This window comes from Streptomyces sp. 5K101, from assembly GCF_046506645.1.
In the GTDB taxonomy this organism is placed as follows: domain Bacteria; phylum Actinomycetota; class Actinomycetes; order Streptomycetales; family Streptomycetaceae; genus Streptomyces.
In genome coordinates this window covers 165,390-176,809 of the sequence record NZ_JBKFFO010000009.1, presented here as the reverse complement: position 1 = coordinate 176,809, position 11,420 = coordinate 165,390, and the positions used below count along the sequence as shown (strand labels likewise).

Here is an 11,420-nt window from a genome sequence, read left to right as displayed (position 1 = left end):
TCAGTGCCATCCTTTGAAAGGTGCAGCCGTCCGAATATCGCTCATCTGAGCGCGCCCCCTATCAGGGGTGGCGAGAATCACGCCGGGAAACCTGACGGAATTCCATCATCCGGACCGGCACGACGGGTGCCGGCGCGCGCTCAGCCGCCCGAAGTGTCCAGTTCCGCGTCGGCCTCGACCCCGGCGCAGTCGTACGGATCCTTCAGCCAGCCGTCCGGCAGCACCACGCGGTTGTTGCCCGACGTCCTGCCCCGCGGCCCGTCGGCCCCCACCGGCCACGGCTGGTCCAGGTCGAGCTCGCTCAACTGAGCGCCGAGCTCGTCCAGGGACGACGTGACCGCCAGCTTCTTGCGCATCTCCGAACCGACCGCGAAGCCCTTGAGGTACCAGGCCACGTGCTTGCGGAAGTCGATGACCCCACGCGACTCGTCGCCGATCCACTCGCCCAGCAGCGTCGCGTGCCGCAGCATGACGTCCGCGACCTCGCGCAGCGACGGCCGCGCGTAGGCGTCCGTGCGTCCCTCGAAGGCCGCCACCAGGTCGCCGAAGAGCCACGGCCGCCCCAGGCAGCCGCGCCCCACGACCACCCCGTCACAGCCGGTCTCGCGCACCATCCGCAGCGCGTCGTCCGCCGACCAGATGTCGCCGTTGCCGAGCACCGGGATCTCCGGGACGTGCTCCTTGAGCCGCGCGATCGCGTCCCAGTCGGCCGTGCCGCCGTAGTGCTGCGCTGCCGTGCGTCCGTGCAGGGCGATCGCCGTGACACCCTCGTCGACCGCGATACGGCCCGCGTCGAGATAGGTGATGTGGTCGTCGTCGATGCCCTTGCGCATCTTCATCGTGACCGGCAGGTCACCCGCGTTGGACACGGCCTCGTTGAGGATCGCCCGCAGCAGCGGCCGCTTGTAGGGCAGGGCGGAGCCGCCGCCCTTGCGGGTCACCTTGGGGACGGGGCAGCCGAAGTTGAGGTCGATGTGGTCGGCCAGGTCCTCGTCCACGATCATGCGCACGGCCTTGCCGACGGTGACCGGGTCCACTCCGTACAGCTGGATCGAGCGCGGGGTCTCGGTCTCGTCGAAGTGGATGAGCTGCATCGTCTTCTCGTTGCGCTCGACCAGCGCCCGCGTGGTGATCATCTCGCTCACGAACAGGCCCTTCCCGCCGCTGAACTCGCGGCAGAGGGTGCGGAAGGGAGCGTTGGTGATTCCGGCCATGGGTGCGAGCACCACCGGCGGCTGCACGGTGTGCGGGCCGATCCGGAGCGTCGTGGCGGCAGCAGGGGCGAGCGTGGTCATGGGCCCCATTGTCGCGCACCGGCACAGTCCTTAGTTAGCCGTACTATGCACCCATGGAGGAGATCAGCCCCCGTCACCGGATCCTGATCCTGGCGATCTGCTGCACGAGCCTGCTCATCGTCAGCCTCGACAACACCGTGCTGAACGTCGCCCTGCCCTCCCTGCGCGACGAGCTGGGCGCCTCCGTGGCGGGCATGCAGTGGACGATCGACGCCTACACCCTCGTCCTCGCCTCCCTGCTGATGCTCGCCGGCTCCACCGCCGACCGCTTCGGCCGCCGCCGGGTCTTCAAGGCCGGCCTCGTGCTGTTCACCCTCGGGTCCCTGCTCTGCTCGCTGGCGCCCAGCCTCGAACTGCTCGTCGGCTTCCGCATGGTGCAGGCCGTCGGCGGCTCGATGCTCAACCCCGTGGCCATGTCGATCATCACCAACACCTTCACGGACCCGGGCGAACGTGCCCGCGCCATCGGCCTCTGGGGTGGCGTCGTCGGCATCTCGATGGCCGCGGGGCCGCTGGTCGGCGGGCTGCTCGTCGACTCCGTCGGCTGGCGGTCCATCTTCTGGGTCAACCTCCCCGTCGGCCTCGTCGCCCTGCTGCTCACCTGGCGTTACGTCCCCGAGTCCCGCGCTCCCCGGCCCCGCCGGGCCGACCCCGTGGGTCAGCTCCTCGTGATCGTGCTGCTCGGCTCGCTCACGTACGCGATCATCGAGGCCGACCCCGCCTTCGCCGTGCTCTCGACCCTCGCCCTGGCCGGTCTGCTGCTCTACGAGCCGAGGCGCCGCGAACCCCTGATCGACCTGCGCTTCTTCCGCAGCGCGCCGTTCAGCGGGGCCACCGTCATCGCGGTGTGCTCGTTCGCGGCGCTCGCCGGCTTCCTCTTCGTCAACACGCTCTACCTGCAGGACGTGCGCGGCTACTCCGCCCTGCACGCCGGCCTCTACATGCTGCCGATGGCGGGCCTCACCCTCGTGTCCGCGCCCCTGTCGGGACGGCTCGTCAGCAGCCGGGGCCCGCGCCTGCCGCTGCTGATCGCGGGCATCACCATGGCCGCGAGCGGGGTCCTGTTCGCCGCGTTCGAGGCCGAGACCTCGCAGGTGCTGCTGTTCACCGGCTTCGTGCTGTTCGGCCTGGGCTTCGGCATGGTCAACACGCCGATCACCAACACCGCCGTCTCCGGCATGCCCCGCGCCCAGGCCGGGGTCGCCGCCGCCGTCGCCTCCACCAGCCGCCAGATCGGCCAGACGCTCGGCGTCGCCGTCATCGGGGCCGTTCTCGCTGCCGGAGTCCCCACTTCCGCTCCCACCGAGGGCTTCGTCGCCGCGAGCCGGCCCGCCTGGTGGATCATCGCCGGCTGCGGCCTGTGCGTACTGGTCGTCGGGGGGCTCACCAGCGGCCGGCGTGCACAGGAATCCGCTCGCCGCACGGCCCGGCTCCTCGCCCCTGCGGCCGAGGCGGACGCCCGCGCCTGCCGGTGACGCGTGAAAGGCCCGCGTCCGCCCGGTGACGCCTGAAAGGGGCCTCGGCCGCGCCTCGCGCGCGGTCCGGGCCCCTTCATGCGATCAGGACGCGTCCTCCTGCGGCTGCTCCTGCGACTGCTCGTGGCGGCCCTGGGCGCGCTCACGCATCTTGCGCAGCAGCTCCTGCTTCTGGTCGGCGGCCGCCTTGCGGTCCGCTGTGCGGGCGGGCCCGTTTCCGTGCTGGTCGGCGCGGGACAGCTTCTTGCGCTGTCCGCCGACGCCGAGGAGGTTGTTCCGGCTCTTGGCCATGGGGTTCTCCCGTCGGGGTGAGAAGTGACTCGGATTCCGGGTGGCGGGCAGGCTGCCGCCGTCTCACTCGTAGATCTGGAAGAACGAAGACATGGCAGGGACGGTAGCGCGCGGCCGGCCGTGGGGCATCTGTTTTTCCCACCGATCGTCGGTGAATGACAGATATTGAAATCTGTCATCAGACATGCCATAGTCGTCAGTGGCAAGACCTTCCGTACGCGACCTGACGAATGGGAGCCCCCATGACCTCCGTCCCGCACCCCACCCGGCCCCTCGGCAGCACCGGCCCGCGCGTCTTCCCCCTGGGCCTCGGCTGCATGGGCATGTCCGCTCTCTACGGCGAGGCCGACCGGGCCGAGTCGATCGCGACCATCCACGCCGCGCTCGACGCCGGCGTCACCCTCCTCGACACGGGCGACTTCTACGGCATGGGCCACAACGAGCTGCTGATCAACGAGGCCCTGCGCACCGCCGCCCCCTCCGCCCGCGAACAGGCCCTGATCAGCGTCAAGTTCGGCGCGCTGCGCACCGTCGAGGGCGGCTTCAGCGGCTACGACGGCCGGCCCGCCGCGGTCAAGAACTTCGCCGCGTACAGCCTCCAGCGCCTCGGCACCGACCACATCGACGTCTACCGGATCGCCCGCGTGGACCCGGACGTGCCGATCGAGGAGACCGTCGGCGCCATCGCCGAGCTGGTCGAGGCCGGCCACGTCCGCCACATCGGGCTCTCGGAGGTCGGTGCGGAGACCATCCGCCGGGCCGACTCCGTCGCCCCGATCGCCGACCTCCAGATCGAGTACTCCCTGATATCGCGCGGCATCGAGAAGGAGATCCTGCCCACGGTGCGCGAGCTGGGCATCGGGGTCACGGCGTACGGCGTGCTCTCGCGCGGGCTGATCAGCGGCCACTTCACCCGGGACCGCTCCCTCGCGCCCGACGACTTCCGCGGGATGAGCCCCCGCTTCCAGGGCGACAACCTCCAGCGGAACCTGGATCTGGTGGAGCAGCTGCGCAAGGTGGCCGACGACAAGGGCGTGAGCGTGGCGCAGACGGCGATCGCCTGGGTGCTCTCGCGCGGCGAGGACATCGTGCCGCTGATCGGCGCCCGTACCCGCGCGCGTCTCGCCGAGGCGCTGGGCGCGCTGGACGTCGCACTGTCGACCGAGGAGCTGGCGGCCGTCGAGCAGGCGGTTCCGGCCGGCGCCGCGGCCGGCGAGCGCTATCCGGCGGCCCAGATGGCCCACCTGGACAGCGAGCGCTGACCCCGCCGCCCCGCCGGGTACTGTCGACCCCATGCCCACCGAGACCCTGACCGCCGAGCGCATCCTCGAAGCCACCGAGGAGGTGCTGCGGCGCTACGGCCCGGCCAAGGCCACGGTGGTCGACGTCGCGCGGGCCCTCGGGGTCTCCCACGGCAGCGTCTACCGCCACTTCCGCACGAAGGCGGCGCTGCGTGAGGCGGTGACCGACCGCTGGCTCACCCGTACCGAGGTCGCCCTCGCCGAGATCATCGAGGCTCCGGACCGCACCGGCCCCGAGAGGGTCGCCGACTGGCTGTCCGCGCTCTTCGAGGCCAAGCGCCATAAGGCGGGCGACGACCCCGAGCTGTTCGCCACGTACGGCGTGCTCATCGACGAGAACAGCGGTGTGGTGGACCGGCACCTGGAGGTCCTGGTCGGCCAGCTGCGGCAGATCGTCGAAGAGGGCGTGCGCGCCGGGGACTTCACTGCCGACGACCCTGCGGCCGCCGCCCGTGCGCTGTTCGACGCGACGGCCCGCTTCCACGACCCCGCGTACGCGCCGGAATGGGGAAAACCCACCGTCGACGCCGAGTTCGAGGCCGTGGTGGGCCTTCTGCTGCGCGGCCTGCGCGTCTGACGGCGTCGGCTAGGCCCTCGGGTCGACCGTCGCCTGGTGCTCCAGGACCAGGTGCTCCTCCGCCTTCAGCCAGGGAAGAAACTGGGCGCTCTTGCGCCACCCACAGGTGTCGCAGCGCAAGTGCCGCTGCACACCGGACCGTTGGACGTGCACGACGTGTTCCCTGCCGTGCCCGTCCCATCTGCTGACCTTGCTGGTGGTCATCGACACCATGCGCCCCAGTGTGCACACGAAGCCCCCGGTTCCGTACCCGGAACCGGGGGCTTCGTGACGAACGGCCGACGAACGTCAGCAGCCGAGCAGGCGGCTGCCCAGGTAGCCCTGGATCTGGTCCAGGGAGACGCGCTCCTGCTTCATGGTGTCGCGCTCGCGAACCGTGACCGCGTTGTCGTCGAGCGTGTCGAAGTCGACGGTGACGCAGAACGGGGTGCCGATCTCGTCCTGGCGGCGGTAGCGGCGGCCGATGGCGCCGGCGTCGTCGAACTCGATGTTCCAGTTCTGCCGGAGGTCGGTGGCAAGGCCCTTGGCCTTCGGCGACAGCTGCGCGTTGCGGCTCAGAGGGAGCACGGCGACCTTGACGGGCGCGATGCGCGGGTCGAGGCGCATGACCGTGCGCTTCTCCATGACGCCCTTGGCGTTGGGGGCCTCGTCCTCGGTGTAGGCGTCGAGGAGGAAGGCGAGCATGGTGCGGCCGACACCGGCCGCGGGCTCGATGACGTACGGGGTCCAGCGCTCGCCGGCCTCCTGGTCGAAGTACGACAGGTCGGTGCCGGACGCCTTCGAGTGCGCGGAGAGGTCGTAGTCGGTGCGGTTGGCGACGCCCTCGAGCTCGCCCCACTCGTTGCCGCCGAACTGGAAGCGGTACTCGATGTCGGCGGTGCGCTTGGAGTAGTGGGAGAGCTTCTCGGCCGGGTGCTCGAACCAGCGCATGTTCTCCTCACGCAGGCCGAGGCCGGTGTACCAGTTCCAGCGCTGCTCCATCCAGTACTCGTGCCACTGCTCGTCCTCGCCCGGCTTGACGAAGAACTCCATCTCCATCTGTTCGAACTCGCGGGTGCGGAAGATGAAGTTGCCCGGCGTGATCTCGTTCCGGAAGGACTTGCCCATCTGCGCGATGCCGAACGGGGGCTTCTTCCGCGAGGTCTGCTGCACCTGGGCGAAGTTGGTGAAGATGCCCTGGGCGGTCTCGGGGCGCAGGTAGGCGATGGAGCCGGAGTCCTGCGTGGGGCCGAGGTGGGTGGAGAGCAGGCCGGAGAACTGCTTGGGCTCGGTGAACTGGCCCTTGTTGCCGCAGTTGGGGCAGTTGACCTCGGCGAGGCTGTCCGGGAGGCGGCCGTGCTTCGCCTCGAAGGCCTCCTCCAGGTGGTCGGCGCGGTAGCGCTTGTGGCAGGAGGTGCACTCGGTGAGCGGGTCGGTGAACGTGGCGACGTGACCGGAGGCCTCCCACACCTCGGTGGCCAGGATCACCGACGAGTCGATGCCGACGACGTCCTCGCGGGACGTGACCATGTAGCGCCACCACTGGCGCTTGATGTTCTCCTTGAGCTCGACACCCAGCGGTCCGTAGTCCCAGGCGGCCTTTTGACCGCCGTAGATCTCGCTGCACGGGTAGACGAAGCCACGGCGCTTGCTCAGGCTGACGATGGTGTCGATCTTGTCGGCGGCCACGGTGCTCTCTTCATTACGACGACGACGAACGGAGAATGCTTCAGGTTACCGGCGGCCGCACCCCCCGGATCAAATCGGTCCGGGTCATGGCCTGGCCACGGGGGTTTATTGACAATCGTTTCCGATTTTGTTGAAAATGACTGTCATGAACGTACGACGCCTCATACCCACCACCGCCGTCGCCGGAGCCGTCGCGCTCGGCCTCATGGCCGTCTCCGCGTGCTCCGGCTCCGACGCCGCCGAGGGCGGCGACGACGGCAAGCTGAAGGTCGTGGCGTCTTTCTATCCGATGCAGTATCTCGCCGAGCAGATAGGTGGCGCCAACGTCTCCGTCACCACGCTCACCAAGCCGGGCGTCGAGCCGCACGACCTCGAACTGGGGCCCCGCCAGACCGCCGAGCTGAACGACTCCGGCCTGATCCTCTACCTCAAGGGCATCCAGCCCGCCGTCGACGACGCGATCGCCGGGTCCGGCGCGGAGCACAAGGTCGACGCCGCCACCCTGACCACGCTGGAGAGCCACGGCACCGGGTCCGGTCACGACCACGGGCACGAGGGGGGCGGCCACGAAGAGGCCGCACACGAGGACGAGCACGGCCACGAGAGCGAGGCCGGCGCGGACCCGCATCTCTGGCTCGACCCGGCGAAGTACGCCGAGGTCGCCGAGGGCGTCGGCAAGGCCCTCGGGAAGGCCGACCCCGACCACGCGGCGGACTACACGAAGAACGCCGACGCGCTGGCCGCGAAGCTGAACGCGCTGGACGCCGAGTTCGCACAGGGCCTGAAGGACGCGAAGACGAGGACGTTCATCACCACGCACTCCGCCTTCGGCTACCTCGCCGAGCGCTACGACCTGGACCAGGAGGGCATCGCGGGCGTCGACCCCGAGTCCGAGCCCAGCCCGGCGCGGATCAAGGAGCTGCAGACGATCGCGAAGGAGGAGAAGGTCACCACGGTCTTCTTCGAGACCCTCGCGAGCGACCGGACGGCGAAGACCCTCGCGGAGGACACCGGCCTGCGGACCGATGTCCTCGACCCGCTGGAGGGAATCACCGACAGGTCCAAGGGCGATGACTACATGGAGGTCATGCGTTCCAACCTCGCCGCGCTGCAGAAGGCCCTCGGCGCGGAGTGATCCCGCAGCACGACGCGACACCCACCACGCACGCAACGGAGGCACACGCCATGGAGCCCGTCACGGAACCGGCCGCGGATCCGGTCATATCCGTCAGCGGCGCCCGGGCCACGCTCGGCACGCGCCCCGTGCTGCGCGGAGTGGACCTCACCGTCGGGCGCGGTGAGGTCGTGGCGCTGCTGGGCGCCAACGGCTCCGGCAAGTCGACGGCGGTGCGCTCCGTCATCGGCCAGGTGCCGCTGACGGACGGCTCGATCGAGCTGTTCGGCACGCCCCTGCGCCGCTTCCGGCAGTGGGCGCGGGTCGGCTACGTGCCGCAGCGTACGACGGCCGCGAGCGGCGTGCCGGCGACCGTGCGTGAGGTCGTGTCCGCCGGCCGCCTCTCCCGCACCCGCTTCGGCTTCTCCTCGCGCGCCGACAAGGCGGCCGTGCAGCGGGCCATCGAGCTGGTGGGGCTCGCCGACCGGGCCGGGGACCCGGTGACCGCGCTGTCGGGTGGCCAGCACCAGAGGGTGCTCATCGCGCGGGCGCTCGCCTCCGAACCCGAACTGCTGATCATGGACGAGCCGATGGCGGGCGTGGACCTGGCGAGCCAGGAGATCCTCGCGTCGACACTGCGGAACCAGGTCGCGGACGGCACGTCGGTGCTGCTCGTGCTGCACGAGCTGGGGCCGCTGGAGCCGCTGATCGACCGGGCTGTGGTGCTGCGCGACGGCTGCGTGGTCCATGACGGGCCGCCGCCGGCGGCGCTGGGCCAGCACGCCCTGCCGGGCCACGACCACGTACATCCGCACGCGGCCCATGAGCCGCTCCGCACAGGACTGCTGACCTGATCATGGAAATCCTGGAAACCGAGTTCATGCAGCGGGCTCTGCTCGCGGCGCTGCTGGTCGGCATCACCGCCCCGGCGGTCGGCATTCACCTGGTCCAGCGCCGACAGGCGCTGATGGGCGACGGAATCGGCCATGTCGCGATGACCGGTGTCGGCCTCGGCTTCCTGCTGTCCGTCAACCCGGTGTGGGTGGCGACGCTGGTGTCGGTGCTCGGCGCGGTGCTGATGGAGCTCATCCGCGCCTACGGGCGTACGCGCGGCGACATCGCGCTGGCGCTGCTGTTCTACGGCGGCATGGCCGGCGGCGTGATGCTCGTCAACCTCTCGGACACGGGGTCGACCGCAAACCTGAGCTCGTTCCTGTTCGGCTCGCTGTCCACGGTGTCGCAGGAGGACCTGACGGCCATCTCGATCCTGGCCGGCTTCGTGGTGCTGGTCTCGCTGGGGCTGCGCAAGCAGCTGTTCGCGATCAGCCAGGACGAGGAGTTCGCCCGGGTGACCGGCCTGCCGGTCCGCGCGCTGAACCTGCTGATCGCGGTGACCGCCGCGGTCACGGTCAGCGTGGCGATGCGCGTCGTGGGCCTGCTGCTGGTCAGCGCGCTGATGGTGGTGCCGGTGGCGGCCGCGCAGCAGGTGACGCGGTCGTTCCGGGCGACGTTCGCGCTCGCGGTGGGGATCGGGGTCGCCGTGGCCCTGACCGGAACCAGCACGTCCTACTACCAGGACGTGCCGCCGGGAGCGACGATTATCCTGCTGGCCATCGCCGTTTTCTTGGTGCTCACCGCGCTGGCGCTGCCGCTGGCGCGTCTGCGGGCGACGCCGGCGGCCGGGGACGCGGAGTGCACGGTGGGCATGCCGGGTACGCGACGGCCGAGTGACGACGTCAAGGTCTGAGCGCGGGCGGGGGCCGCGCGCGGGCCTGGCAGAATGGCCCGACACATGTGCGGGCGAGGCAAGGAGGCTCCTGTGACCACGGCGCCAACCGGCGGGAACACCGCCCCGGTGCGAGGCCGGTCCACCCGGCAGCGTGCCGCGGTGGCGGCGGCGCTGGACGAGGTGGACGAGTTCCGCAGTGCGCAGGAGCTGCACGACATGCTCAAGCACCGCGGCGACTCGGTGGGCCTGACGACGGTCTACCGCACGCTCCAGTCGCTCGCCGACGCGGGCGAGGTGGACGTGCTGCGGACCAGCGACGGCGAGTCGGTGTACCGGCGCTGCTCGACGGACGACCATCACCACCACCTGGTGTGCCGGATGTGCGGCAAAGCGGTGGAGGTCGAGGGCCCGGCCGTGGAGCAGTGGGCGGAGACGGTCGCCGCGCAGCACGGATACGTGAACGTGGCGCACACGGTCGAGATCTTCGGTACGTGTGCGGAGTGCGCGGCGAAGGCGAACTGACCGCCCGCGCGGCGTGACCACCGCCTCGGCGGCGCGCCACGCGGGCCGCATCGCCGTACGCCCGCGTCATGTCTGCCACCCGGCTTCGTACGTCCGCCTCGTGACCACCGAACCCGGCAGCGTGCCGCGTGGCCGCCCGCCTCGTGGGCGCCGCCCGGCTTCGTACGCCCGCCTGTGGCCGCCCCCGGCGGCGACGCCGGCCCAGTGACCGCAGCGCGGTCGGACCGACGGGGGTGAACCCTCGCGTGTCGCGGCCGCGTACCGGCCGTGACGGGCCCGTACGGTCAGACCCGCTGGACGTGCCCGTCGAGCAGCGCGCGCAGGCGGTCGACGTCGCCCTGGGCGGGGACGCCGCGCTTGGGGAGGACGATGACGCCGACACCGTGCTTGTCCGCGCTGAGCAGGACGAACAGCTCGTCGGTCTCGGCGTAGCGCGGGTACGTCTCCCAGTTCGTCGCGGTCTCGGTGTCGCGCGTGGCCACCCGTATCCCTCGGTGGTCGACCGTGGCACGGAACTCGCCCTGGCGGGCGGCGAGCTGCTCGAGCTGGCGGGCCTGCAGCCGGGGCAGCGCGTACACGCTGCCGAAGGCGAAGACGGCGAGGAAGACGCTGACGAACAGGCGCAGGAAGTCGCTCTCGCCGAGGCCCACGAGGACGGCGGCGCAGCACAGGCCGGCCACCCCGGTGACCAGCAGCAGCCGGCGGGTCCGGCGGCCGGAGGCGGTGCCGCGCATCCGCGCGTGCAGCGCTCCCGTCATGTCCGCGGCGGTGGGCTCGTAGGTGAGCGACACCGTCTGTCCGTCCTGCTCCTGCACCTCTGCCACGGCCCCTCCGTACACGACTGTCCACCACTGCGGAGCCGTGATCGTATCGGCGGAAGGTGCCAATCCCCACCCGGGGCAGGGAGGTTGGTCACAGCCTCTTCAGGTGCCGGTCGAGCAGGGCGCGCAGCCGGTCGGCGTCCCGGGGATCGCTCAGGCCGTCCTTGGGGAGGGTCTCCACCCACATCACGCCCCGGTCGCGGCTGAGCAGGACGAAGGCGTCGGAGATCTCCCGGTAGCCGCGGAAGAGGGTCCAGCGCTGGGTGAGCGAGCAGTGGTCGTTCACGGCGGCCACGCCGTCCTCGGTCACCGTCGTGCGGAACTCGCCCTGCCACTGGACGATGCGCAGCGCATGGAACGTGTACACGTGCGGGATCGCCCAGAAGAACACGGCGAGCAGCAGCCAGACGGCCACCGAGGCGAGCGGCGTCCGGCCGCCGTAGACCAGCAGCAGCGCCATGCACAGGAGCAGGCCGGACATGATCCGCCGCGGCCAGGTCATCCGCCGGTGGCGCTCGCGCACCAGCACGGCCGCCAGGATGCCGGCGCGGGTGTGCCGGTAGACCAGCTCGATCGCTTCCGTCGTGTGTCGGGTGTCCCGCCCCTGATGATCCATGGGCGGGACCC

13 protein-coding genes are annotated in these 11,420 nt (G+C 70.7%); 7 read left to right on the top strand and 6 right to left on the bottom strand.

All coding sequences use genetic code 11. From position 1 onward, the window contains the following. Window positions 1-140: 140 nt before the first annotated feature. On the bottom strand, window positions 141-1,295 hold the full coding sequence (dusB, locus tag ACLB9X_RS19175) for a tRNA dihydrouridine synthase DusB (protein WP_410361599.1): 1,155 nt from the start codon (window positions 1,293-1,295) through the stop codon (window positions 141-143). Window positions 1,296-1,348: 53 nt separating this feature from the next. Between dusB and ACLB9X_RS19170 the strand changes: the two genes are divergently transcribed. Further along, on the top strand, window positions 1,349-2,770 hold the full coding sequence (locus ACLB9X_RS19170) for an MFS transporter (RefSeq protein ID WP_410361598.1): 1,422 nt from the start codon (window positions 1,349-1,351) through the stop codon (window positions 2,768-2,770). Window positions 2,771-2,854: 84 nt separating this feature from the next. On the opposite strand, the gene ACLB9X_RS19165 is transcribed toward ACLB9X_RS19170, so the two are convergent. Further along, window positions 2,855-3,061 (bottom strand): DUF6243 family protein, encoded by a 207-nt coding sequence (locus tag ACLB9X_RS19165; protein WP_410361597.1) that lies wholly within the window; start codon window positions 3,059-3,061, stop codon window positions 2,855-2,857. A 242-nt stretch (window positions 3,062-3,303) separates the two neighbouring features. On the opposite strand from ACLB9X_RS19165, the gene ACLB9X_RS19160 reads away from it, so the two are divergent. Together ACLB9X_RS19160 and ACLB9X_RS19155 are read left to right on the top strand one after the other, a co-directional pair. After that, window positions 3,304-4,323 (top strand): aldo/keto reductase, encoded by a 1,020-nt coding sequence (locus ACLB9X_RS19160; RefSeq protein WP_410361596.1) that lies wholly within the window; start codon window positions 3,304-3,306, stop codon window positions 4,321-4,323. A 31-nt stretch (window positions 4,324-4,354) separates the two neighbouring features. Further along, the gene (locus tag ACLB9X_RS19155; RefSeq protein ID WP_410361595.1) at window positions 4,355-4,939 is read left to right on the top strand and encodes a TetR/AcrR family transcriptional regulator; all 585 of its coding nucleotides are present in this window, start codon (window positions 4,355-4,357) and stop codon (window positions 4,937-4,939) included. Window positions 4,940-4,948: 9 nt separating this feature from the next. On the opposite strand, the gene ACLB9X_RS19150 is transcribed toward ACLB9X_RS19155, so the two are convergent. Next, window positions 4,949-5,152 carry a hypothetical protein gene (locus ACLB9X_RS19150; protein ID WP_410361594.1) on the bottom strand — a complete coding sequence of 68 codons (204 nt, stop codon included), beginning with the start codon at window positions 5,150-5,152 and terminating at the stop codon, window positions 4,949-4,951. A gap of 75 nt (window positions 5,153-5,227) precedes the next feature. Continuing rightward, window positions 5,228-6,607, bottom strand: coding sequence for a glycine--tRNA ligase (locus tag ACLB9X_RS19145; RefSeq protein WP_410361593.1), 1,380 nt, complete (start codon window positions 6,605-6,607; stop codon window positions 5,228-5,230). A gap of 145 nt (window positions 6,608-6,752) precedes the next feature. Between ACLB9X_RS19145 and ACLB9X_RS19140 the strand changes: the two genes are divergently transcribed. The 4 genes from ACLB9X_RS19140 to ACLB9X_RS19125 all read left to right on the top strand — a co-directional run bounded on the left by ACLB9X_RS19140 (window position 6,753) and on the right by ACLB9X_RS19125 (window position 9,972). Next, window positions 6,753-7,742, top strand: coding sequence for a metal ABC transporter substrate-binding protein (locus ACLB9X_RS19140; protein ID WP_410361592.1), 990 nt, complete (start codon window positions 6,753-6,755; stop codon window positions 7,740-7,742). Window positions 7,743-7,792: 50 nt separating this feature from the next. After that, window positions 7,793-8,575: a metal ABC transporter ATP-binding protein gene (locus tag ACLB9X_RS19135; protein ID WP_410361591.1), complete on the top strand. Its 783-nt coding sequence runs from the start codon at window positions 7,793-7,795 to the stop codon at window positions 8,573-8,575. A 2-nt stretch (window positions 8,576-8,577) separates the two neighbouring features. Further along, complete coding sequence (locus ACLB9X_RS19130; RefSeq protein WP_410361590.1) at window positions 8,578-9,468, top strand: metal ABC transporter permease; 891 nt, start codon at window positions 8,578-8,580, stop codon at window positions 9,466-9,468. A 72-nt stretch (window positions 9,469-9,540) separates the two neighbouring features. Then, window positions 9,541-9,972, top strand: a complete 432-nt coding sequence (locus tag ACLB9X_RS19125; RefSeq protein ID WP_410361589.1) for a Fur family transcriptional regulator — start codon at window positions 9,541-9,543, stop codon at window positions 9,970-9,972. Between the two features lie 284 nt (window positions 9,973-10,256). On the opposite strand, the gene ACLB9X_RS19120 is transcribed toward ACLB9X_RS19125, so the two are convergent. After that, window positions 10,257-10,796, bottom strand: coding sequence for a YcxB family protein (locus tag ACLB9X_RS19120; protein ID WP_410361588.1), 540 nt, complete (start codon window positions 10,794-10,796; stop codon window positions 10,257-10,259). Window positions 10,797-10,884: 88 nt separating this feature from the next. Next, complete coding sequence (locus tag ACLB9X_RS19115; protein WP_410361587.1) at window positions 10,885-11,409, bottom strand: YcxB family protein; 525 nt, start codon at window positions 11,407-11,409, stop codon at window positions 10,885-10,887. Window positions 11,410-11,420 lie beyond the last annotated feature (11 nt).

Coding starts and splice junctions, on each gene's coding strand:
- ACLB9X_RS19140 (WP_410361592.1), top strand. CDS start 6,753: ATGAACGTACGACGCCTCATACCCACCACCGCCGTCGCCGGAGCCGTC.
- dusB (WP_410361599.1), bottom strand. CDS start 1,295: ATGACCACGCTCGCCCCTGCTGCCGCCACGACGCTCCGGATCGGCCCG.
- ACLB9X_RS19135 (WP_410361591.1), top strand. CDS start 7,793: ATGGAGCCCGTCACGGAACCGGCCGCGGATCCGGTCATATCCGTCAGC.
- ACLB9X_RS19170 (WP_410361598.1), top strand. CDS start 1,349: ATGGAGGAGATCAGCCCCCGTCACCGGATCCTGATCCTGGCGATCTGC.
- ACLB9X_RS19150 (WP_410361594.1), bottom strand. CDS start 5,152: ATGGTGTCGATGACCACCAGCAAGGTCAGCAGATGGGACGGGCACGGC.
- ACLB9X_RS19165 (WP_410361597.1), bottom strand. CDS start 3,061: ATGGCCAAGAGCCGGAACAACCTCCTCGGCGTCGGCGGACAGCGCAAG.
- ACLB9X_RS19130 (WP_410361590.1), top strand. CDS start 8,578: ATGGAAATCCTGGAAACCGAGTTCATGCAGCGGGCTCTGCTCGCGGCG.
- ACLB9X_RS19155 (WP_410361595.1), top strand. CDS start 4,355: ATGCCCACCGAGACCCTGACCGCCGAGCGCATCCTCGAAGCCACCGAG.
- ACLB9X_RS19115 (WP_410361587.1), bottom strand. CDS start 11,409: ATGGATCATCAGGGGCGGGACACCCGACACACGACGGAAGCGATCGAG.
- ACLB9X_RS19160 (WP_410361596.1), top strand. CDS start 3,304: ATGACCTCCGTCCCGCACCCCACCCGGCCCCTCGGCAGCACCGGCCCG.